25 protein-coding genes are annotated in these 19,574 nt (G+C 60.2%); 23 read left to right on the top strand and 2 right to left on the bottom strand.

From position 1 onward, the window contains the following. Window position 1: 1 nt before the first annotated feature. From GBK02_RS09190 to GBK02_RS09300, 23 genes are all read left to right on the top strand, one after another. Entirely contained in the window at window positions 2-2,050 is a 2,049-nt protein-coding gene (locus tag GBK02_RS09190; RefSeq protein ID WP_203466385.1) for a ClpP-like prohead protease/major capsid protein fusion protein, read from the top strand. 52 nt (window positions 2,051-2,102) lie between these two features. Next, entirely contained in the window at window positions 2,103-2,429 is a 327-nt protein-coding gene (locus tag GBK02_RS09195) for a DUF2190 family protein (RefSeq protein ID WP_203466386.1), read from the top strand. Window positions 2,430-2,432: 3 nt separating this feature from the next. Next, on the top strand, window positions 2,433-2,717 hold the full coding sequence (locus GBK02_RS09200) for a hypothetical protein (protein ID WP_203466387.1): 285 nt from the start codon (window positions 2,433-2,435) through the stop codon (window positions 2,715-2,717). Beyond that, on the top strand, window positions 2,714-3,103 hold the full coding sequence (locus GBK02_RS09205; RefSeq protein WP_203466388.1) for a DUF3168 domain-containing protein: 390 nt from the start codon (window positions 2,714-2,716) through the stop codon (window positions 3,101-3,103). Before GBK02_RS09200 ends, GBK02_RS09205 begins: the two co-directional genes overlap by 4 nt. Before the next feature lie 113 nt (window positions 3,104-3,216). Next, window positions 3,217-4,182: a phage tail tube protein gene (locus GBK02_RS09210; RefSeq protein ID WP_203466389.1), complete on the top strand. Its 966-nt coding sequence runs from the start codon at window positions 3,217-3,219 to the stop codon at window positions 4,180-4,182. A 1-nt stretch (window position 4,183) separates the two neighbouring features. Further along, complete coding sequence (locus tag GBK02_RS09215; RefSeq protein WP_203466390.1) at window positions 4,184-4,492, top strand: phage tail assembly chaperone; 309 nt, start codon at window positions 4,184-4,186, stop codon at window positions 4,490-4,492. A gap of 104 nt (window positions 4,493-4,596) precedes the next feature. Then, window positions 4,597-4,842, top strand: coding sequence for a DUF1799 domain-containing protein (locus GBK02_RS09220; RefSeq protein ID WP_203466391.1), 246 nt, complete (start codon window positions 4,597-4,599; stop codon window positions 4,840-4,842). After that, a complete protein-coding gene (locus GBK02_RS09225) occupies window positions 4,832-7,528 on the top strand; it encodes a phage tail length tape measure family protein (protein ID WP_203466392.1) in 2,697 nt (898 codons plus the stop codon). The genes GBK02_RS09220 and GBK02_RS09225 overlap by 11 nt, the downstream gene beginning before the upstream one ends. After that, the gene (locus GBK02_RS09230; RefSeq protein WP_203466393.1) at window positions 7,525-7,980 is read left to right on the top strand and encodes a hypothetical protein; all 456 of its coding nucleotides are present in this window, start codon (window positions 7,525-7,527) and stop codon (window positions 7,978-7,980) included. Before GBK02_RS09225 ends, GBK02_RS09230 begins: the two co-directional genes overlap by 4 nt. Continuing rightward, a complete protein-coding gene (locus GBK02_RS09235) occupies window positions 7,977-8,477 on the top strand; it encodes a DUF1833 family protein (protein WP_203466394.1) in 501 nt (166 codons plus the stop codon). The genes GBK02_RS09230 and GBK02_RS09235 overlap by 4 nt, the downstream gene beginning before the upstream one ends. An 11-nt stretch (window positions 8,478-8,488) precedes the next feature. After that, on the top strand, window positions 8,489-8,878 hold the full coding sequence (locus GBK02_RS09240; protein ID WP_203466395.1) for an NlpC/P60 family protein: 390 nt from the start codon (window positions 8,489-8,491) through the stop codon (window positions 8,876-8,878). Continuing rightward, on the top strand, window positions 8,866-12,693 hold the full coding sequence (locus tag GBK02_RS09245) for a host specificity factor TipJ family phage tail protein (RefSeq protein ID WP_203466396.1): 3,828 nt from the start codon (window positions 8,866-8,868) through the stop codon (window positions 12,691-12,693). The genes GBK02_RS09240 and GBK02_RS09245 overlap by 13 nt, the downstream gene beginning before the upstream one ends. Window positions 12,694-12,769: 76 nt before the next feature. Further along, complete coding sequence (locus GBK02_RS09250; protein WP_203466397.1) at window positions 12,770-13,003, top strand: hypothetical protein; 234 nt, start codon at window positions 12,770-12,772, stop codon at window positions 13,001-13,003. Continuing rightward, window positions 13,000-14,514, top strand: a complete 1,515-nt coding sequence (locus GBK02_RS09255; RefSeq protein ID WP_203466398.1) for a phage portal protein — start codon at window positions 13,000-13,002, stop codon at window positions 14,512-14,514. The genes GBK02_RS09250 and GBK02_RS09255 overlap by 4 nt, the downstream gene beginning before the upstream one ends. After that, on the top strand, window positions 14,514-14,807 hold the full coding sequence (locus GBK02_RS09260) for a hypothetical protein (protein ID WP_203466399.1): 294 nt from the start codon (window positions 14,514-14,516) through the stop codon (window positions 14,805-14,807). The genes GBK02_RS09255 and GBK02_RS09260 overlap by 1 nt, the downstream gene beginning before the upstream one ends. Then, window positions 14,804-16,312, top strand: a complete 1,509-nt coding sequence (locus GBK02_RS09265; protein ID WP_203466400.1) for a hypothetical protein — start codon at window positions 14,804-14,806, stop codon at window positions 16,310-16,312. The genes GBK02_RS09260 and GBK02_RS09265 overlap by 4 nt, the downstream gene beginning before the upstream one ends. Before the next feature lie 7 nt (window positions 16,313-16,319). Next, window positions 16,320-16,679: a hypothetical protein gene (locus GBK02_RS09270; protein ID WP_203466401.1), complete on the top strand. Its 360-nt coding sequence runs from the start codon at window positions 16,320-16,322 to the stop codon at window positions 16,677-16,679. Then, window positions 16,676-16,843 (top strand): hypothetical protein, encoded by a 168-nt coding sequence (locus GBK02_RS09275; RefSeq protein ID WP_203466402.1) that lies wholly within the window; start codon window positions 16,676-16,678, stop codon window positions 16,841-16,843. The genes GBK02_RS09270 and GBK02_RS09275 overlap by 4 nt, the downstream gene beginning before the upstream one ends. Further along, complete coding sequence (locus GBK02_RS09280; RefSeq protein WP_203466403.1) at window positions 16,833-17,237, top strand: transglutaminase domain-containing protein; 405 nt, start codon at window positions 16,833-16,835, stop codon at window positions 17,235-17,237. The genes GBK02_RS09275 and GBK02_RS09280 overlap by 11 nt, the downstream gene beginning before the upstream one ends. Continuing rightward, the gene (locus tag GBK02_RS09285) at window positions 17,230-17,610 is read left to right on the top strand and encodes a hypothetical protein (RefSeq protein ID WP_203466404.1); all 381 of its coding nucleotides are present in this window, start codon (window positions 17,230-17,232) and stop codon (window positions 17,608-17,610) included. The genes GBK02_RS09280 and GBK02_RS09285 overlap by 8 nt, the downstream gene beginning before the upstream one ends. Continuing rightward, entirely contained in the window at window positions 17,600-17,944 is a 345-nt protein-coding gene (locus tag GBK02_RS09290; RefSeq protein ID WP_203466405.1) for a hypothetical protein, read from the top strand. The genes GBK02_RS09285 and GBK02_RS09290 overlap by 11 nt, the downstream gene beginning before the upstream one ends. Next, the gene (locus GBK02_RS09295; protein WP_203466406.1) at window positions 17,934-18,425 is read left to right on the top strand and encodes a TIGR02594 family protein; all 492 of its coding nucleotides are present in this window, start codon (window positions 17,934-17,936) and stop codon (window positions 18,423-18,425) included. The genes GBK02_RS09290 and GBK02_RS09295 overlap by 11 nt, the downstream gene beginning before the upstream one ends. Then, window positions 18,422-18,904 carry a hypothetical protein gene (locus tag GBK02_RS09300; RefSeq protein WP_203466407.1) on the top strand — a complete coding sequence of 161 codons (483 nt, stop codon included), beginning with the start codon at window positions 18,422-18,424 and terminating at the stop codon, window positions 18,902-18,904. The genes GBK02_RS09295 and GBK02_RS09300 overlap by 4 nt, the downstream gene beginning before the upstream one ends. Here GBK02_RS09300 and GBK02_RS09305 read toward each other — a convergent pair whose 3' ends face one another. Next, window positions 18,905-19,444, bottom strand: coding sequence for a DUF1870 family protein (locus GBK02_RS09305; protein WP_371810486.1), 540 nt, complete (start codon window positions 19,442-19,444; stop codon window positions 18,905-18,907). Beyond that, window positions 19,372-19,563 carry a hypothetical protein gene (locus GBK02_RS09310; protein ID WP_203466409.1) on the bottom strand — a complete coding sequence of 64 codons (192 nt, stop codon included), beginning with the start codon at window positions 19,561-19,563 and terminating at the stop codon, window positions 19,372-19,374. The genes GBK02_RS09305 and GBK02_RS09310 overlap by 73 nt, the downstream gene beginning before the upstream one ends. Window positions 19,564-19,574 lie beyond the last annotated feature (11 nt).

Genomic DNA, 19,574 nt, shown 5'->3' on the forward strand with positions numbered 1-19,574 from the left:
CATGTCGCAATCACAAAAAGGCTGGTTCAGCATTCGCGCTCCCCGCGCTCAGGCCGGGCAGGGCAGCAGTGCCGAAGTCTTCATTTACGGCGATATCGGCGAAAGCTGGTACGGCGAAACCATTGCCGCCAAGGATTTCGTCAAGGAAATCGCCGCGCTCGATGTCGAGCAACTGACTGTCCGCATTAACTCTGTGGGCGGGTCTGTTCCTGACGGCCTGGCAATCTACAACGCACTCAAGCGCCACAAAGCGACGGTCACAACCTGTATCGACGGCATGGCCATGTCCATTGCCAGCCTGATCGCCATGGCAGGCGATACCGTCGAGATCGCAGACAACGCACTGCTCATGATTCATGCGCCCTGGACGTATGCCGGCGGCAATAGTGAGCAGTTGCGCGAAACCGCCGATGTGCTCGATACCTGGGCTTCAGCCATGAGCACCAGCTATGCCGCCAAGACCGGCCGCCCGCAGGACGAAATGCTGGCCCTGCTGACCGATGGCGTCGACCACTACTACACCGCAGAAGAAGCCTTGAAAGAAGGCTTTGTCGACGCCGTTGTCTCGGCGCTGCCCATTTCTGCCTCCGCCGTTGTTTCGGCGGAAGCCATCGCCCGTTTTCGTCATCCGGCTGCACCGGAAGACACCCCTGCGGCAGCCGCCGCAACCTTTCAGGAGAAATCCATGCCTCATCCGAATCCGGCGGCTCCGCAACCGACCGCCAAAACCGAAGACGAGATCAAGGCCGCTGTATTGGCCGCAGATCAGTCTCGTCGTGTCGCCATCGCTGCTTCCTTCGGCGCGTTCGCATCGCACGAAGGCGTCAATGCACTGATGACGCAGTGCCAGAACGATTCCGGCTGCGATGAAACGGCCGCCAACGCCAAGCTCTTGGCTCACCTGGGCAGCAAGTCCAGCCCGCTGGCCGGTCACCATGTCGTGACGGTCGCTGACGAAACTGACAAGCTGCGCGAAGCCGGTGTTGAAGCGATTCTAGCCCGCGCCGGCATTCGCAACAGCAAGGGTGAAAAAATCCGGGCGCACGGCTCGAACCCGTTCCGTGCCCACTCCCTGCTCGACATGGCCCGCGCCGCGCTGGCTCGTGCTGGCATCCGCACGGATGGCATGGACAAGATGCAGATTGTGGCCTCGGCTTTCACCCAGGGCACGAGCGATTTCCCGATTCTTCTGGAAAACGCCATGCACAAGACGCTGCAGGCTGCTTATGCCACGGCGCCCGATACCTGGTCGCGCTTCTGCTCGACGGGCTCTGTCTCCGATTTCCGTGACCATCCGCGCTATCGCGTTGGTTCGCTGGGCAATCTGGATGCGCTGAACGAACTCGGCGAATTCAAGAACAAGTCGATTCCGGATGGTGAACGCGCCAAGATCAAGGCCGGCACCAAGGGCAACATCATCAACATCAGCCGCCAAGCCATCATCAATGATGATCTGGGCGCCTTCATCGGCCTTGCACAGATGTTGGCCCGCGCTGCCAAGCGCACGATCGAAGCTGATGTGTATGCGCTGCTCGCGCTGAATTCCGGTCTTGGCCCGTTGCTGGAGGATGGTCAAACCCTGTTCCACGCCTCGCACGGCAACATTTCTGCTACCGGCGCGATCTCTTCTTCCGTGTTCGATGACGTACGCGTCAAGTTCGCGCTGCAGAAGAATGTTGGCGGCAATGACTTCCTCGATCTGCGTCCGAGCGTTCTGCTGGTGCCGACCGCAGCCAAGGGCGATGCCGTTGTGATCAACGGCGCCGAGTTTGATCCGGATACCGCCAACAAACTCCAGAAGCCGAACAAGGTTCGCGGCCAGTACAGCGACATCGTTGATACCGCCCGCCTATCCGGCACGCGCTTCTACTCCTTTGCCGATGCGATGGATGCGCCGGTGATCGAGGTGGCCTTCCTCGATGGCAATCAGGATCCGTACCTCGAAATGGAGCAGGGCTTCACGGTTGATGGTGCGCGCTACAAGGTGCGCCTCGATTACGGCATCGGCGCGATCGACTATCGCGGTGCTGTGACCTCGGCCGGCGCCTAACCAGACGGGGCCGGTACGCCGGCCCCATTGCTGAACACCAGGAGAATCAAAAATGACTTCGAAATACGTTCAACCGGGCAACGTCCTTGACTACACCGCAGGCTCTGCGGTGACCAATGGCCAGGTATTACTGGTCGGCAAGCGCCTTGCCGTCGCGCTGGTCGCCATTGCGGCAGGCGCTGTCGGCTCCGTCGCAGTTACCGGCGTCTACGCCATTGCCAAGAAAGCGGGCGATGCGCCGGCTCAAGGCGATCTGCTGTACTGGGATGCCGCCAACAACTACCTGACCACGACTGTAGGCAGCAATACGCTGGCTGGCTTCGCCGCCGCTGCAGCTGCCGGCGGTGATGCCACGGTCAACCTCAAGCTGAACGGCTAAACCATGCCGTCGCCGTTTGCCGCAATGCAGTCGCGCATCAAGTCTGCCTGTCTGGCGAAGTTTGCCAATGTGACAGCGATGATCGACGGCGTTGCGGTCGACGGCACTTTTGATGAAATTCCTGACGCTGCCTTTGGCGATCTTGTGCCGGATACCGCGCCTACGTTCTCCTGTGCCGAGTCTGTAGCGCTGTCAGTTGATTCTGTTGTGTCGATATCCGGCACTGAATATCGGGTCGCATCGGTCATGCCGGACGGTCGCGGCGCCCTGGTGGCGAGGCTCAAATGAGTCAGCGTGAAGTTGTCCTTGCCGCCCTGAAACAGGCTTTGTCCGGCTTATGTTCCGGCCGTGTTTATCGATCCCGCCGTGAGCAGTTTCCGGCCTTGCCGGCGATTGTGATTCGTCCGGATGCAGATGAAGACCAAGGTGAAACGCTGGGCTATTCCGACTGGAATCTCACCGCGTCTATCGCCATTTACGCCACCGGTGAAACGCCTGATCAGGCCGCCGACAGCGTGCTGGCAGATGTGCTGGGGATTTTGAAAGCATCGCCCACGCTTGGGCTGGGCAGCGACGTTCAGGTCATGCCAGCCCGACGTGTCGACTGGGCATTTGAAAACTACGACGACGCAGAAGTCACGCTGCGAATCCAGATCATTTATCGAGAACTTTGAGGCGTCCCATGGCCGAAAACAACGCACCGCGCCGTCCTGGCGAACCATCCAACAACAAGCCTGCGCCGGCAGAACAGCCTGCGAAGACTGAAAAGCCCGTCAAGGAGTAAGTCATGGGTCGTTACACTCGAAATACAGCCATCCTGGCCAAGCTTGAATCGACCTACGGTACCGATGCGACGCCGTCCGAGGCAACCAATGCCCTGCTCGTGTCCAATGCGCAGATCACGCCGCTGGCAGCACAAAACGTCAAGCGCGATCTGATTCGTCCGTATCTGGGCGGGTCCGAAGAATTGCTCGGCGCTTCGTACATTGAACTCAGCTTTGAGGTTGAGTTGGCAGGCTCCGGCGCGGCCGGCACTGCGCCGGCCTATGGCCCGCTGCTGAAGGCTTGCGGGTTCTCCGAGACTGTCTCGGCGGGCGTTCGCACTGAATACAACCTGCTGACGCCGGTCGTTGATTCGGTATCGGTCTATTACTTCAGCGATGGCGTCAAGCACGTCGCCAAGGGCTGTCGCGGCGACGTTACGTTCAAGCTGAACAGTGGCGGCCGCCCGGCGATGGCATTCAAGCTGCAAGGGCTTGATGGTGGCCTGTCTGCGGCAACGCCTGCTGCACTGGCTTTGTCCGGGTTCAAAACGCCGCTGGTCGTCACCGAGGCCAATACTGGCGATGTGACTTTTGGCTGCACTTACACCGCTGCCACGCCCACGTTGACTGGTGGTCTTGGCTACCCGTCGCAAGGGCTTGAAGTATCGCTCGGTAATTCAGTCAGCCATACGCCGCTGCTGGGTGGCGAAACGGTCGAGATCACCAACCGAGAAGCCAACGGCAAGGTGCAGCTTGACCTGACTGCCGCGCAGGAAGTGAGCTTTATGGCGTCGGTCCGGAGCAATGCAGTTCAGGCAATCGGCCTGATGCACGGTACGGTGCCTGGCGGCAAGGTCATGTTGTTCATGCCGGCGGTTCAGCTGGTCAATCCGAGCAAGCAGGATGTCAATGGAAAATTGATGATCGGCTTCGATATGCGTGTCGTTCCGGCCTCTGGCAACGACGAAATCAAGCTGGTGGTGCACTGATATGTTCAAGATCAAACCCGCTCCAACCTTCTGGGCGCCCGCCTTGATCCATGTTCCCGGTCAGGGCACTGGCAAGCTCGATATCGAGTTCCGCTATTTCGATCATGAGCAGCGCAAGGCGTACTCGGACTCGCTGCCGAACAAAACGAACCTTGAAGCACTCACTGAGATCGTCAATGACTGGCGGGAAGCCGATGTGGCCTTCAGCCCTCAGAAGCTCGAAGAGTTGCTGAATGACTACCCGACCGCGACACAAGGGCTGTTCGATGCATTCTGGGACGAAATCTACAAGGCCCCGGTAAAAAACTGAAAGCGGCCGTCCGCTACTGGCTTAGTGGCGGCCGCGACGACAAAGATGGCCTGGTTGCTGCCCTCGAAGCATTTGGTGCGAGCGCGGAAGACATCAAGCAGGTTGTGAATGCAGGAAGGCATGCTGTTTTTGATCTGTGGCCAGAGAACGACGCGCCGCTGAGTCTGTTGTTGGCCATGCAGACGCAGTGGCGGGTTGGTGGAATGAAGGGTGAGCCGTTAGGGCTGGATTACAGCGTCTTGCCATTTGTGATGAAACAGATCGGCGTGGCCGATCGTGACGAAAGCTCGGTATTTCACGGGCTTCGAATCGCCGAACAGGAAGTCTTGCGAGTTTTGAATGACCGATAAAATCAGAATTCCTCTTGTTGTAGAAGGGTTCGGCCAGGTTGAAACTACGCTGAATGGCTTGGTTGGCCTGCTCGGCAAGACCGAGGCTGCTGCAAAGACATCGGCCACCGGTACGGCTGCGCACTTCTCGAAAGTCTCAAGCGAGATGGAGAAGGTCGGCCAGTCGTCAGCGCAGATGAATGCTGCGCTGAGAAACGTTCCAGCCCAGTTCACAGACATCATCACCTCGCTGACCTCAGGCCAAAGCCCGATGACAGTGTTCATGCAGCAGGGCGGCCAACTCAAGGATATGTTTGGCGGGGCCGGCGCTGCGGCCAAAGCACTGGGCGGTTACGTGCTCGGGATGATCAACCCGATGACCGCGGGTGCAGCTGCTGCCGCTGCGATTGGATATGCCTATTACCAGGCCGGGGAAGAAGCCAAGGCGATGTCCAAGGCTGTCACGATGACCGGCAATGCCATGGGCCTGACTACTGGCCAGATGGGTGAGCGGGTCAAGGGCATCGCCGATTCAACGAAATCAACCTACGGCTCTGTATCCGGTGCAGTTGCCTCGCTGGTTTCGACAGGGTCGGTTGCTGAAGGGGCGCTCGACAAGGTGGCCAAGGCCGCCATCTACCTTGAAAAATCAGGCGTTCAGGCGTCTGAAGAAACGGTCAAGCAGTTTGCCGAACTGGGCAAATCGCCGGTTGATGCTTCGGCTCGGCTGAACACCCAGTATCACTACCTGACTGCCAGCGTTTACGCCCAGATCAAGGCTCTGGAAGAGCAGGGCAAAATGACGCAGGCGGCCGCGCTGGCCCAAAACACATTCGCCGACGCAATGATCGAGCGCAGCAAGGGCTTGATCGGTGAACTCGGCACGCTGGAAAAGGCGTGGAACTCGGTCATTGGCTCGGCCAAGTCCGCCTGGGACACCATGCTTGGGGTAGGGCGCAAGGAATCCGATCAGGACCAGCTGGTGCGCCTGAAGAACATGATCGAACTGAAGCGCTCCGGCGTAGCTCGCTTCGATCCGGGAAGTCGCGCCTACAAAGTAACGAACGATGAACTGAATGCGTTGCTGGAACAGCAGGCCGCCATTGAGAAGCGGGTTGCTGCAGAAAATAACGTCACCAAAGCCAAGGCTGATCAGAACGCGAAGGACGAAGCCGGTATCAAGTGGCTGCGCGACGGAGAAGCCTTTCAGAGCAACCGTCAGCGCATGGAGCAGGAAGTTGCCAAGGCCCGTCAAAATGGGCTGGCGGCCGGCATCAGCGAGCTTGAGATTCAGAAGCGAATTGCTGAAATCCGGAAAAAATACGTCGGCGGCGATGACAAATCGGCGCTTGATGTGGCGATGAATTCGCGCATCAAGGGTGCGAAGCAGGGCGCCAAGGATTCGCTGGATGAAATTGACAGCCTGTTCAAGCGCAAGGAAATCGGCATTGATGAATCGCTGGCTCGCAAGTACAGCACCAATGCAGCCAGCCTGGGCAGTGAGTATGGCGCCATTCAGGGGCGTATCGATAAGGGCGCACTTGAGCCGGCTCAAAAACTGCAACTCATGGAGCGGCAGCGCGAAATCCTGCGCGAGATCGTCATGCTGGAAAAGCAGTACCAGCGCGACGTCGAGGAAACAAACACCCGGCCGGCAGAACTGATCAAGGAATACCAGCGGCAGAACCAGGTTGTTGTTGAGCGGATCAATCGTGAATCTGAACTGTCGCTGATGACCGAGCGCCAGAGGGTTGTTGCCGAGGCTTTGTATAAGGTCGAAGACGACGGCGCCAAGGTCCGCAACGACATCATCAAGAACATGCCGGACGGCATCGCCAAGACCAAGGCACTGGCCGATGCCGAGGGTGAACTGGCATCCCAGATCGAGCGCGTCTCAGCGGCCACGAGCGAGAGCTACGATCGGTCTCGGTCGTTCGAGTATGGGTTCACCAAGACATTCCAGCGCTATCAAGACGAGGCGACCAACGCGGCAAAGACGGCAGAAACAGTATTTGTCGCCTCGACCAATGCCATGGCCGATGCCGGAACCAAGTTCGCCATGGGGCAAAAGGTCAGTTTCACAGACATGGCCAGCACCTTCGTTTCTCAGCTGATCAGAATCCAGATGCAGGCTGCTGCCGCCCAGGTCACTTCGTCGTCCGGCAAGTGGTTCAGCGCTGCGCTCAGCATGATTGGGTCGTATTTCAGCGGTGGTGCTGGCAGTGGTGGACCGCAAACCGCCTCGGAATCTGCTGTCGGTGCCGACATCAACAGCGCCGGTATGGGCGGCTTTGCGAAGGGCGGTGCATTCGGCGCTTCCGGCCTGCATGCCTTCGCCAACGGTGGCACCTTCACCAACAAGATTTTCAGCGAGCCGACTTTCTTCAAGTTTGCGAACGGCAGCAAGTTCGGCGTGATGGGCGAGGCGGGCGATGAGGCAGTGATGCCGCTGGCGCGGGATTCATCTGGTCGGCTTGGGGTTAGGGCGCAGGGCGGTCAGCAGTCAGCCAATCAGGGAATCGGCTCGATTCGAGTCGTGATCGAGAACAACGGCACCGAGCAGCAGATTGACTCGGCGAATACCGAGTTCGATTTTGAAGGCATGGTGCTGCATGTCGTAACCAGCGACGTAACCCGTGACGGCAAATTCGCCCAGACCATGCAGCGTCAATACAACATCAATCGCGCGAACGGAGCCTACGGATGAGTATCTGGCCTGATTTCATGCCGGTTTCGTGCCTCGACGGCTACGAACTCAAGCGCAAGAGCAGCACGGCAAGAACGCCGATGGAAGCCGGCCCGGCGCGGGTACGGCGACGTTTTACCCGGGTTCCGACACATATCCCGCAGCGCTGGATTCTCGATCAAAAGCAGTTCGGCTATTTCGAGTGGTGGTTCGACAACTCAGTCGATGAGGGCGCTGGCTGGTTTACCGCGCCACAGAAAAACGGCACCGGGATGGTGACGGTGCAATGCCGTTTTGTCGATAGCGAGCAAGGGCCGTACAAAGCCAAACCGTTGAGCAATGGGCTGTGGGAAGTGACGGCAGAACTTGAAGTGGACGCCATGCCGCGCGGCCAACTGACCGACTTCTGGCCGGATGACGAGCCCACGCTGGTGCTCGACTTCCTGGCCCAAATTTATGAGGTAGCAGGATGAGTGATTTGATGACCGAGGCGCTGAAAGAAGCATGGGCGGTATGCCCGACCAACCTTGTTGTTTTCGAGACGATCCAGATCGACCACGCGGATTTCGATGCGCCGCTGCGGCTGGTCAACGACTATGCCGACCTGACCGCTACGCTGGAAACTGCCGAAACGGTGACGTTCACCCGCTTTGCTTTCGAAAGCGTTGGGGCTGAAGTCAATGCGCAAGGCTTGCCCGAGGTGGTGATTACGGTCGACGGTGCATCCGCTGAAATTGCCGAAGCACTGGATGCAATCTCCGACAGCGCCGATGCCTTGTCTGTCACGATGCGCACCTTTCGGTCAGACGATCTGAGCGCACCGGCTGGCCGCAATGTTCCGGGTGAGGTGCGTAATATTTCAGTTGAGGATGTGCGCGTCACGCTGCGCATTGGATTCGGCGAGATCGCCAACCGGCCTTTCCCTTCCGAGCTTTACACGCCGCGCCGCTTTCCGGGGCTGGTGCGATGATGCACTGGGCCATGAAGTATATGGGCCGTGCCTGGCAGCGTGCCGAGCATGATTGCTGGGGTTTTTTCCGAACCGTGCAGCGCGAGCAGTTCGGGCGGGATATTCCACAAGTCACTGTCAGCGATTACCGGGCGTTGACCAAGGCAAAATTGCTGGAGACGCACCCGCACCGTTTAGCCTGGCGCGAGATCACCCGCGATGAACTGCAGGAAGGCGATGGTGTGCGGATGGCCAGCACCAAGAACCCCGGCCATGTCGGCGTCTGGATCGATATCGACGGCGGCCGTGTGCTGCACTGCGATGAGCCGTTCGGCGTAATGGCCACGCCGTTGAGCCGTATCACCGATGATTTCTCAGATGTGCGGTTTTATCGCTTTGAGGGTGAGTCATGCCCACGCTGATCAAGGAAATCAACCCGTTCGATCCGCTTGAACGGTCGGTCGAGCACATCCCGAAAAACCGCAAGATATCGGCGCTCTGCCCGAAATCGGATTTTCCGGTGATCTGCATCTACAACGGGAAGCCCTTGCTCAGAAAAGGCTGGGGCCGGCGCGTCAAACATGGGGATGTGATTGTTTTCATTGCCCGGCCAAGAGGTGGCGGTGGGATTCAAAAATGGCTGATCGTCATTGTGGCCGCGATTTACGGGATTTATACCGGTGACTACACGTGGTTGATCACCACATTGGTCGGCGCCGCCATCTCGGCCATGACGCCAACCCCGAAAATGCCCTCGATGGTGCAGCAGAGCATGGATATGGCGGCGGCTTCGCCGACCTACACCATCGGCGCGCAGGGCAATGCGGCACGCCTTGAGCAGCCGATCCCCGTGCATTACGGCCGGCACATTGCCTTTCCGGATTACGGCGCGACGCCGTATCAGGAATACAGCGACAACGACCAGTATCTGTACCAGTTGTTCGTCGTCGGTCAGGGCGCTTACGAGGTTGAAGAAATTCGCATCGAGGACACACCGATTCAGAACTTTGACGGGGTGACAACCGAGATTGTCGGCCCCGGCCAGGTGGTGACCCTGTTCCCCTCGGCGGTGGTGCAGTCGGATGCGGTGACCGGCGTTGAACTGGTGACGGCCAGTGCGGCCGGGCCTTTCATCGTCGGCGCGGCCGGCGAGGTAGCCAACTATATCGGCCTTGATCTGGGTTGCCCGAGCGGCCTGTATTACGCCAATGACCAGGGCGGGCTGGATGGCAGTTCGGTGACTGTGCGTTTCGAGGCTCAGGCAGTTGATGATATGGGCGACCCGGTCGGCGGCTGGATCGTACTCGGTACCGAGACAATCAGCGGCGCGACCAATACCGCTATCCGCAAGAGCTACCGTTATGCGGTGGCACCGGCGCGTTACCAGATCAGGGCGATTCGCACCAATGCCAAGGACACGCGCAGCCGTGCGGCGAACGCCGTGTATTGGGGCGGCCTGCGGGCTTATCTGCCCGAAGAAAGCGATGCCGGCGGGGTTACCAGACTGGCCGTGCGGATCAAGGCGACTGACCAGCTTTCGCAGCAGGCGAGCCGCAAGATCAACTTGACGGCGACTCGCATGTTGCCGACCTGGCACCCGTCGACCGGTTGGTCCGCACCGGTGGCCACGCGCAGCATTGCCTGGGCGATTGCCGATATTTGCCGCGCCAGCTACGGCGCGAACATGGCCGATGACCGGTATGACCTGGCCGGGCTGTATGCCCTGAATGCGGTCTGGACGGCGCGCGGAGATACCTTCGATGCCCGGCTGGATAGCAAAATGACTGTTGGCGAAGGGTTGACCGTGGCATGCCGGTCCGGGCGTGCAAAGTGGTATCAGCAGGCTGGTCAGGTGCGCTTCTGGCGCGATCAGCCGCAAACGTTGCCAACGGCCATTTTTCAGCCGCGCAACATCAAGCCCGGTTCGTTTTCGATGAGCTATGTGCCGGCCGTGACTGACACGTCGGACGCCATTCGCGCCACGTATTTCGATGAGCGGTACTGGAAGCAGCGCGACGTGGTGTGTGCTGCCGCCGGCAGCGCGGCCGCCAAGCTGCAGGACATCAATATGTTCGGCATGGTGCAGCGCCGACAGGTGATCGACGAAGGCACGCACATTGCCAACGAGGGCCGATATCGGCGGCGGATCGGCAAGTTTGAAACCGAGGCCGAGGGCTATTTGCCGCGCTACGGCGACCTGATCGGCATTTGCCACGATGTGCCCAGCTGGGGGCAAAGCGGCGATGTGATCGGCTGGGATGCGGCCACGTTGACCGCAACATTGTCCGAGCCGCCGCGCTGGACATCCGGCCAGAACCATTACATTCGACTGGTGCAGAAAAACGGCGCACCGACTGTGCCGTTTCAGGTCAGCCAGCATAGCGACAGCCATCGGGTGATTCTCGCGGTCAACCCCGGTTTTGTGCCGGAAACGGCGGGCATCAAGCGAGAGCGCACGCGCTACACCTTCGGCCCGGCCAATCAGATGGAGAAGCCGGCGCTAGTCCGGCGGATCAGCCCGAAGAAAGGCTACGGCGTCGAAATTGAATTCGTGGTCGATGATGAGCGGGTGCATCAAGCCGCCGGCACTTTGCCGGACAGCGGCACCGACCCGCTGCCAGTCATTCCGGCTGCGCCTGTGGTCAGAGGCCTGCATGTGGTCGAACTGGGTATTCCCTCTGCGCCCATGCAGCTGGCAAGCTGGCCGGCCGCCGAGGGGGCAGACCATTACTACGTCGAATCGACGACGGACGGCATGAACTGGCGGCGGGAAGGTGAGCCGGTGGGTACCAGTCTGGCGGTGAGCGGTATTCCTGCCGGGCAGTATCTGGATATTCGCGTCGCGGCGGTCGGCCTGCTGCGTGGACCGTGGGTGCAGTGGCATGGCACCTCCGGGGCCACCGTCTCAGCACCCGGCGGCCTGGTCGATCTGGCGCTTGAATCGCCGTTCACCGGATCGGAAGCCGCTACGAAGTGGTCGCCGGCGGCTCGGGCCAGCGGCTACCGCTGCGAGGTGTGGCAGGGCGGGGTAAAGCGTCGGGAGGTGACGATTACCGCGACGCGCTTTGTCTATACGGTCGAGGACGCCATGCAGGACGGCGGGCCGTGGCGGGCTTTCGAGATCCGCGTGACGCCGGTTGGTGTTGGGGTGGGTGAAACTTCCTCCCTTTCTGTGAGCAACCCGGCCATCGGCCAACTCAACAACATCCAGTTGGTGAGCATGGCGCAGGGCGCGCTGTGGTCGTGCCAGCCGCCGAGCGCTGAGGATGTGGCCGGTTATGTGGTCTATGCCTCGAAAACAAACGGTTTCACGCCTGGCCCGGCCAATTTGATCTACGAAGGCAAAAGCGCGTTGCGCCAGTTGCCGCTGGAGCCGAACAAGGTCTGGTACATCCGCTGTGGGGCTTACGACGTGTGGGGCAAAGATGGGCTGCAACTGAGCGGCCAGATCACCGTCAATACCGGCGCGGTGCAAGCCGAGCACATCAGCGTGGCCAGCCTCTCGGCCATTGTTGCCAACCTGGGCGAAATCATCGCCGGGCGGATGCATTCGGCGGATAACGCAGTCGACTTCGATCTGGATGCCAAAAGGCTGCGGGTGAATGACCCGATGGGGCAGGAGCGCGTCAAACTCGGCCTGCTTTCAACAGGGAATTACGGCTTGAAGGTCACGAGCGGAGACGGTGCAAAGAGCACGGTCATTTCGGCCAATATCGGCACAATTGTCGCGATGGGCGAGGCATGGATGCCGACCACGCTGAACGCCGATGGCACCTACGGCATTGAAGTGACGCTTGACCGCGCTTACGACTTTGCCGATCTGATTGTCTTGCCGACGCTGGTTGAAGACGTTGCGCCGCAGATCAACGAGTTTCACCAGTCGCTGGTCGCCGGATGGGGCGCGAACTGGACGCCCATCTACTGGAAGCGGGTGTTTCAGGCGGTGCTGGCACCGGGCAGCACCGTCAAGGAACGCGACGGCGTAACCGCCTCTGGCCGGGCAACCTACAAAACCCACACGATTGCCGATACCGGATCGGACGGCCACGCGATCATTGCGGTGCGCAACTTCACGCGCTGGGATAAGGGCGATGCGACGAGCGGCGACAAGATCTACATCAGCGCCGTGAAGGCATTGAGCATCGCCGAGGGCTCGGGCGGCATCAAACACTGCATTGAAATCGGATGGCCGCTGAAGGTGAGTTACGCGGTGATCGTGCGCAATTACCAGGGCTGAACAAAACCCCGCTTCGGCGGGGTTTTTGTTTCATCCGTCCCTGAACTTGAAACAGGCCGGTCTGTACCGTGCGAGCATGAGTACAGCCACCGACATGCTCGCGAAATACATGGCCGCCGAGCAGGCCATTCTTGACGGCAAGGAAGCCCGCTGGGGTGACCGCATGCTGCGCATGGAAGACCTCTCCGAGATCCGCAAAGGGCGGCAGGAATGGGAAGCCCGGGTGCGCCAAGAGGCTAGCCCGTCGGCCGCCAAGGTGACCAATCGGATTGGCGGCGCCACCTTTTCTGTGGCGAGGCTCGACGGATGAAAAACCCGGTCGACGCAATCATTGAGTTCTTTTCGCCTGTCGCCGGCCTGAAGCGTCGGGCGGCACGCGGCGTTCTCGGTGCGTATGAAGCTGGCCGCCCCGGGCGCTTGCGCAAGTTCCATCGGGATACTGGCAGTGCGAACAATGATGTGCAGCGCGGCGCGGTTCCTGTACGCGTTCAGGCACGGCATCTTGAGCAAAATCACGATATTGCCCGCGGTGCGCTTCGGGTGCTGGTCAATAACGTGGTCGGCCCGAGCGGCATTGGCATTGAGCCGCAACCGCGCCGCGCCGATGGCACTATTCACGCCGAATATGCAGCGGCCTTGCGCTCCGCTTATCGCGATTGGTGCAAGAAACCGGAAGTTACCCACCGGCACCACTGGGCGCGTGCGCAGCGTCTTGTTGCGCGCACCTGGCTGCGCGATGGCGAAGCGTTTGCCCAGACCATCATCGGCCAGATTCCAAGCCTTGACCACGGCACCAGAGTGCCATTTTCGCTGGAGTTGATGGAGCCGGACATGGTCCCGATGCACCACAACAACGGCGACAGGATTCGGCAGGGCGTCGAGCTCAACGCCTGGGGCAAGACGGTTGCATTCTGGGTACACAAACAGCACCCGGGTGAATGGGTTGCCGGGCAGGGCATTGGCGATTTGAAGCGAGTCGCAGCCAGCAACATGCTCCATATTGCCGCGATAGATCGCATGCACCAGGTGCGCGGCGTTTCCGAGTTTGCCAGCGTGATTACCCGGCTCGAAGACATCAAGGACTACGAAGAGTCTGAGCGTGTCGCCGCCAAGATTGCCGCGATGCTGACAGGGTTCATCCGCAAAGGAACGCCCGACCTCTACAGCCCGGACGGACTTGAAAAGGACAGCGAAGGCAACCCGCTGCCGCGCGAGATTGCATTCCAGCCCGGCATGATCATCGACAACCTCGGCATGGGCGAAGAAATTGGACTGATCGACTCCAAGCGCCCGAACCCGAACGTGGTCACCTTCCGTCAGGGGCAGTTGCGCGCTGTGGCTGCCGGCCTGGGCGGCAGTTATTCGAGCATCAGCCGCGACTACGACGGCACGTATTCAAGCCAGCGACAGGAACTGGTCGAGCAGTGGGTTCACTACGCCACGTTGGCCGATGAATTCACCGGCCTGTTTGTGCAGCCAGTCTGGGAACGATTTGTAGAGGCTGCGCGCCTTTCCGGCGTTGTGCCTCGCCCGGCAGATGTGGTGCCAGACAGCGCCGACGACGCGTTGTTCATCGCCCAGAGCATGCCGTGGATCGATCCGCTCAAGGAAGCCAAGGCCTGGAACCAACTGACCAACGATGGCTTTGCCAGCGAAGTTGAAGTGATTCGCAAGCGCGGCGCCAACCCGCGCGATGTGCTTGAGCAGATCGACAACTGGCGGAAACAGGCCGCAGAAAAAGGGCTGAAGTTCTCTAGCGACGCAGCCAACGACGTATCAACCAAAGACATGCCCGCAGGCGGGCAACAGGAGCAACCCTAATGACTCAGCCGATCCACACTAAAGAAGGCCCTGTTACGCAGGCGACACCGATGCCAACGGCCGACAAGACCGGCAGCTTCGGCGTCACTGTCACGACCAATACGGCCGCCGTGTCCGGGAATTTTTCATGCGTTCAGATGCTGACTGACGCGACATTCTCGGCCTTTACCGAAACCGGCGCAGCTGGACAGGCGCTGACCGGCCTCACCATTCCCGCCGGCGTCATGCTGTTCGGCAAGATCACCGGTTATCAACTCACCTCCGGCGCTGTTCGCGCCTACAACGCGAAATGAGCCTCGCGCTGGCTTTGTCGCTTAGCGGCGCAACGCCGCCCATGGCGCTGCGCGCCTCGCTTGAGCTTGATTTCCTGAAACAGGCCTTCAGCATGAATCGACAATCGAAAAACTTCGCCGACATCATCACCTTCTCACGCCCGAGCGCCGCGACGCGGGTTAATCCGCTGGGATTGATCGAAACCGTCGCAGCGAACGTTCCGTGTATTGATCATTCGCCGGTCAATCTAGCGACCGGGACGGGTGCGCAGACCTTGGCGCTGGCGAAGGATCGGACTTATGCGATCACGGCCGTGGGTGGCACGGTGGCCGTGGCCGGGGCGGGCGTGAATGTCTCGCAGATGGGCGCGGCGTCGGGCGTGATTCAGACGCCGGCCGGCAGCGGGACGGTGGATGTGACTTTTACGCCGGGCGGCAGCGTCACGGCGCTGCATGTGCGGGAGGTGCTGGGGCTTTCGGTTTGGGAGCAGCGGACGAATCTGCTGCTGAAAAGCAATGACTTCAGTTTTGTTGTGGGTTTTTGGAACAACTGCCCCGGCAATATCAGCGTCGTACTGGACGCTTTGCAGCAATCTGGTTTGTCCTTACAGGCTGTCGCCAGAACTTCAAACGCATCAAGTTATATTGGAGGTCCGACACTCGCAGCAACCGCCGGAACAACGTTCACGGCATCTATTTACGCCAAAGCGAAATCAACCGGTAATTATTACGCTCTCCGAATCATTGGCGGATACCCTCGCCGCGTTGACGCGGTAATTAACCTGCTGACAGGTGCAATTGCTTATTCCGGCAATACCAATTTTACAGGGCTGACCGCTGCCAGCATCCCCATGGGGAACGGTTTGTACCGGTTAATAGTCTCTGGGGTGTGCCAAACATCCGAAAACATTAATGTGCAGCACGGCCCTCTCGATGCGTCGATTATTAGCGGCGCGTGGGAAGGTTCATCTGCCGTGATGAGCGACGCATACGTCGGTGCATGTCAACTCGAAGTTGGCGCATTCGCCTCACCCTACATCCCGACAACGACGTCTCAAGTCACCCGCGCCGCCGATGGCCCGCCGTCCGAAACGCTAACACCATGGTTCAAGCCGGAAAAGGGAACCGTCATCTGGACTGGCGATGTCTCCGCTACGCCCGCCGGCATTTGGCCGGGGTTATTCCAATTTGACGATGCTTCCGTCGCAAACAGATTCGGCTGCTATGTCGACGCGAACCGGTACGTGACTTTTGCCAAACGGCTTTCCTATGCGCCGGTTGAGGTGATGACGACGAACCAATTTGTGGCTGGGCAGCGTTTCAAAGTGGCGGTGTCGTGGGATGCCACAAACATGTACATCAGCCTCAATGGTGGGCCAGTTTCGACTGTTGCGCACGGTGGGCTGCCAGCCGTGAGCAGGCTTGTGCACGGCAAGTACGACAACATGATCAATGGTCGCGAAGCAGGATTCAAATATCTGCCGAAATCGACTGTCGGTACCGCTCTTCAAGCTCTCTCCGTATAGGCCAGCCATGAACCATTTTCTAAAAGCGGCCGATGAGGCCACCCTGCAAGCCGCGCTGATCGCTGCCGGCATTCTCGTTGTAGCCACTGTCCCCGTGATCGAGATCATCGAAGGCATACCGACGCAGGTCGGTGAGCAGCCGGCATTCGCGCTGTCCGGCGGGTTTGCGCTGGATACGATCGGCACGATCAGCAAGCCGACCGGTGCGGTTGTCACGGTCAACGGGCTGGAGGTGCCGGAAATGACCGAGATCCCCGGTTGTCACGCGAACTTGCTGGGCGAGTTGTCGGACGAGCAGCGGGCGGCGCTCGGTGATGTGCTGCTGCCCGCGCCGCCCACCAATCCATTCCGGGTGTGGGCGTCATGAAAAAGCCTCACGTTCTGCAGACGGCTGCACTTCTCGCTGTGGCGATGTTGATCCTGCTGTGTGGCTTTCTCGCCGGCTGCGCGCCGACGCCGTTTGTCACCGGTCGGATTGTGGCTCCGCCGGCTGGCTGTTCCGATGCAAGGGAGCGCGGTCATGACTGTTGATGTTCGCGCTGTCTTCCAACTTTTTCATGCCGCGAAGCACCAGTTTTATTACCAGGCTGACCTCAAGGCGTTCGGCAAGGTTGAGTATTGGATTGGTCCGGCCGAGATCCGCGAGCAGTTGGCGACGCAGGGGGTTGTGGTCGGGGATTGCGATGATTTCGCGTCGTTGTGCGTGATGCACGCGCGGGCGCAGGGTTTGCCGGCGCGGTTTGTTCTCTGCTTGACCGAGGCGGGGGAGTCGCACCTGGTTTGCGAAATTGAGGGGTGGGTGCTGGATAACCGGCAGAGCGAGGTCGAGCGGCAGGATGATCTGGATTATTCGTGGTTGGCGGTGAGTGATTACGTGGCGGGGGGGGATTGGCGAATCGTCGTCAAGGAGGATAAGCATGGCTGAGCCAACGACGAGTACGGGCCTTGGCCTGACCATCATTTCTGTTTCTCTGCTCGGTTCAGTGGCCGGGCCTTACGCGCTGATCGTGCTGTCTGCCTTGGCCGGCGCATTGTGGCCGCTGCTGGCTGACAAGACCGAAACCAAGCCGGATGGCGCGTGGCTGCTGCTGCGCTGCACGCTGACGGCGGTTGTGCTGACGGTGTTTATCGCACAGGTGATTGACCGGCTTTGGGCCATCCCGGCCAACGAACTGCTTGGCCCGGTAGCGCTGGCGATTGGCGCGCTCGGCAATGGCTGGCAGGCGGTCTTCGGTGCGGCAGGCTCGGCGCTGCAGGCGCTGGTGACGCGCCTGGGGGGTAGTCGCAATGACACTTAATGTGATTGTGACGATCCACGAGCTGCTGTGCGTGGCGCTGCTGTATTCGGTGTTCTGCCGGGCATGCAAGACGTGCGAGAAAGTGCGCACCGACGTGCGCCTGGCATTTGCGCTGCTCGGCTGGGTGGCCTGCGCCGGCATCGCTGCGCCGCTGGTCTGGGGGTTGGTGCCGGACCTGTTTGGCCTGGCGTTGCTGGCCGCGATTACGGTCGTCCAACTGGTCACAGCACAGCACTGGGAAAAGGGCGTGCCTGACAAGTTTTATAAAACCGGGCACGCACCGCGCGCCCGGCGCTCATGCGATAGCAAAGGAGGCTGCGGCCATGTCAGTTGATCCTGTGTGGTTGGTGGAGGCGCGCAAGCACGAAGGTGTTGCCGAGATCCCCGGCCCGAAAACAAATGATTTTATTACCCGCTGGTTGGCGGGGTTGTCGGCTTGGTGGTCGGACGACGAAACGCCTTGGTGTGGCGTTTTTGTCGCCCATTGCATCAAGACGGCTGGCTTGCCGCTGCCGAAATACTGGATGCGCGCCAAGGCGTGGGCAGACTGGGGTAGCCCACTCGCGGCACCGGAGCACGGCTGCGTCGTGGTCTTTGAGCGCGCCGGCGGTGGGCATGTGGGGTTCGTGGTCGGGCGCACGACGAGCGGGAATTTGATGGTGCTGGGGGGTAATCAGGGCAACCGCGTCAAGGTCAGCGAATTTAAGCGGGACAGGGTCGTCGGCTATTACTGGCCGGACTCGGTGCCGCTGCCGATCCACACGGCGCTGATCATGATGTCGTCGACGGGTGAGATTTCGAGGGATGAGGCATGAGCTTGCTTGACTGGATACCCGATAAATACCTGTGGCTGGTCAAGGCCGGCGCTGTGGCGCTGGCGGTCGTGCTGGCGGTGGTCTGGTGGGGCGCACATAACGCGGCGCAGCAGCGGATCGGTTATGACCGGGCGGCTGGCGAGTATGCGGCGGCGCTGGCCGAGGCGAAGGAGGGCGCGCTTGTGACTGAGCGCGCCTGGCGTAAAAAACTGGAGGATGCGAGCAATGCCCGAATTGAAGCTGAGAAACAACTGGCGCTGTCTCGCGCTGCTGCTGCCGCTGCTGATGACCGCTTGCGCAAGTCGGCCAGAGATTTCCGCCAGCGCCTGTCCGGCGCTACCGCCGAAGCCTGTCGCGCTGCAGCCTCCGCCGCAGCAGGACTACTTGAAGAGTGCTCAGGAAGATATCGAGAAGTGGCAGCTGCAGCTGCAGGACATGCTGCCGATGTGATGCGCTGCGAAGGCGCTTGGCCGGAGTGATTATTTCTGCAGCGCCGCCCAGGTGCTGCGTGCGGTTTCGTTGTCTGGATTGCCCTGCAGCCATTCGGCGAAGGCATGGCCGTTAAACGACACAAGTTTGACCCTGCCGGGGAACTCGGCAACCAGGGCGGCACAAACAGACTGCTGCGGTCGCCAGAGGATCGGTTCACGACCCGGCAGGGTTGCCCAGTCGTCCATTGACTCATACCAGATCAGCGCGATGTCGGCTTCTGCCGGTGCCGCGCTGATCTGTTTTACGGCCGCGTCAATGGCGGATTGACGCCACTCGGCCAGCTTGTCGATGCTGCCGGCTACGTCGTTCGGCGTGGCTCTGTCGCCATCTTCCCACATGCGCCATGCGCGATCAGAAACGCCGGCAGGGCGTTCGTGGCTCGCGGCGATCATTGCAGCGGCTTCTGGCCGGGAGAAAAACAAAAGGCGCCGTAGCGCCTGGAGGGTTGCTGGAGTCATTGCGGCAGGGAAATCAGATACTGTTTGCGGGAAGGATGTGCGATGTCCCAAGTCTTGTCGCCAATCCATGACTTCAGGCCAAGACGCTTGGCAATGTTGGCGATGATCAGATTGCGCTGGCCGAATTCGATACCGGCGGTGTCGGCGTGGGCTTGCTTGATCAGTTCGATTTTGTCGGTCAATTTCATTTTCACTCTCC

Source organism: Dechloromonas sp. TW-R-39-2 (genome assembly GCF_016864195.1).
Lineage (GTDB): Bacteria > Pseudomonadota > Gammaproteobacteria > Burkholderiales > Rhodocyclaceae > Azonexus.

Coding starts and splice junctions, on each gene's coding strand:
- GBK02_RS09190 (WP_203466385.1), top strand. CDS start 2: ATGTCGCAATCACAAAAAGGCTGGTTCAGCATTCGCGCTCCCCGCGCT.
- GBK02_RS09195 (WP_203466386.1), top strand. CDS start 2,103: ATGACTTCGAAATACGTTCAACCGGGCAACGTCCTTGACTACACCGCA.
- GBK02_RS09200 (WP_203466387.1), top strand. CDS start 2,433: ATGCCGTCGCCGTTTGCCGCAATGCAGTCGCGCATCAAGTCTGCCTGT.
- GBK02_RS09205 (WP_203466388.1), top strand. CDS start 2,714: ATGAGTCAGCGTGAAGTTGTCCTTGCCGCCCTGAAACAGGCTTTGTCC.
- GBK02_RS09210 (WP_203466389.1), top strand. CDS start 3,217: ATGGGTCGTTACACTCGAAATACAGCCATCCTGGCCAAGCTTGAATCG.
- GBK02_RS09215 (WP_203466390.1), top strand. CDS start 4,184: ATGTTCAAGATCAAACCCGCTCCAACCTTCTGGGCGCCCGCCTTGATC.
- GBK02_RS09225 (WP_203466392.1), top strand. CDS start 4,832: ATGACCGATAAAATCAGAATTCCTCTTGTTGTAGAAGGGTTCGGCCAG.
- GBK02_RS09230 (WP_203466393.1), top strand. CDS start 7,525: ATGAGTATCTGGCCTGATTTCATGCCGGTTTCGTGCCTCGACGGCTAC.
- GBK02_RS09235 (WP_203466394.1), top strand. CDS start 7,977: ATGAGTGATTTGATGACCGAGGCGCTGAAAGAAGCATGGGCGGTATGC.
- GBK02_RS09240 (WP_203466395.1), top strand. CDS start 8,489: ATGAAGTATATGGGCCGTGCCTGGCAGCGTGCCGAGCATGATTGCTGG.
- GBK02_RS09245 (WP_203466396.1), top strand. CDS start 8,866: ATGCCCACGCTGATCAAGGAAATCAACCCGTTCGATCCGCTTGAACGG.
- GBK02_RS09250 (WP_203466397.1), top strand. CDS start 12,770: ATGAGTACAGCCACCGACATGCTCGCGAAATACATGGCCGCCGAGCAG.
- GBK02_RS09255 (WP_203466398.1), top strand. CDS start 13,000: ATGAAAAACCCGGTCGACGCAATCATTGAGTTCTTTTCGCCTGTCGCC.
- GBK02_RS09260 (WP_203466399.1), top strand. CDS start 14,514: ATGACTCAGCCGATCCACACTAAAGAAGGCCCTGTTACGCAGGCGACA.
- GBK02_RS09265 (WP_203466400.1), top strand. CDS start 14,804: ATGAGCCTCGCGCTGGCTTTGTCGCTTAGCGGCGCAACGCCGCCCATG.
- GBK02_RS09270 (WP_203466401.1), top strand. CDS start 16,320: ATGAACCATTTTCTAAAAGCGGCCGATGAGGCCACCCTGCAAGCCGCG.
- GBK02_RS09275 (WP_203466402.1), top strand. CDS start 16,676: ATGAAAAAGCCTCACGTTCTGCAGACGGCTGCACTTCTCGCTGTGGCG.
- GBK02_RS09280 (WP_203466403.1), top strand. CDS start 16,833: ATGACTGTTGATGTTCGCGCTGTCTTCCAACTTTTTCATGCCGCGAAG.
- GBK02_RS09285 (WP_203466404.1), top strand. CDS start 17,230: ATGGCTGAGCCAACGACGAGTACGGGCCTTGGCCTGACCATCATTTCT.
- GBK02_RS09290 (WP_203466405.1), top strand. CDS start 17,600: ATGACACTTAATGTGATTGTGACGATCCACGAGCTGCTGTGCGTGGCG.
- GBK02_RS09295 (WP_203466406.1), top strand. CDS start 17,934: ATGTCAGTTGATCCTGTGTGGTTGGTGGAGGCGCGCAAGCACGAAGGT.
- GBK02_RS09300 (WP_203466407.1), top strand. CDS start 18,422: ATGAGCTTGCTTGACTGGATACCCGATAAATACCTGTGGCTGGTCAAG.
- GBK02_RS09305 (WP_371810486.1), bottom strand. CDS start 19,444: ATGGATTGGCGACAAGACTTGGGACATCGCACATCCTTCCCGCAAACA.
- GBK02_RS09310 (WP_203466409.1), bottom strand. CDS start 19,563: ATGAAATTGACCGACAAAATCGAACTGATCAAGCAAGCCCACGCCGAC.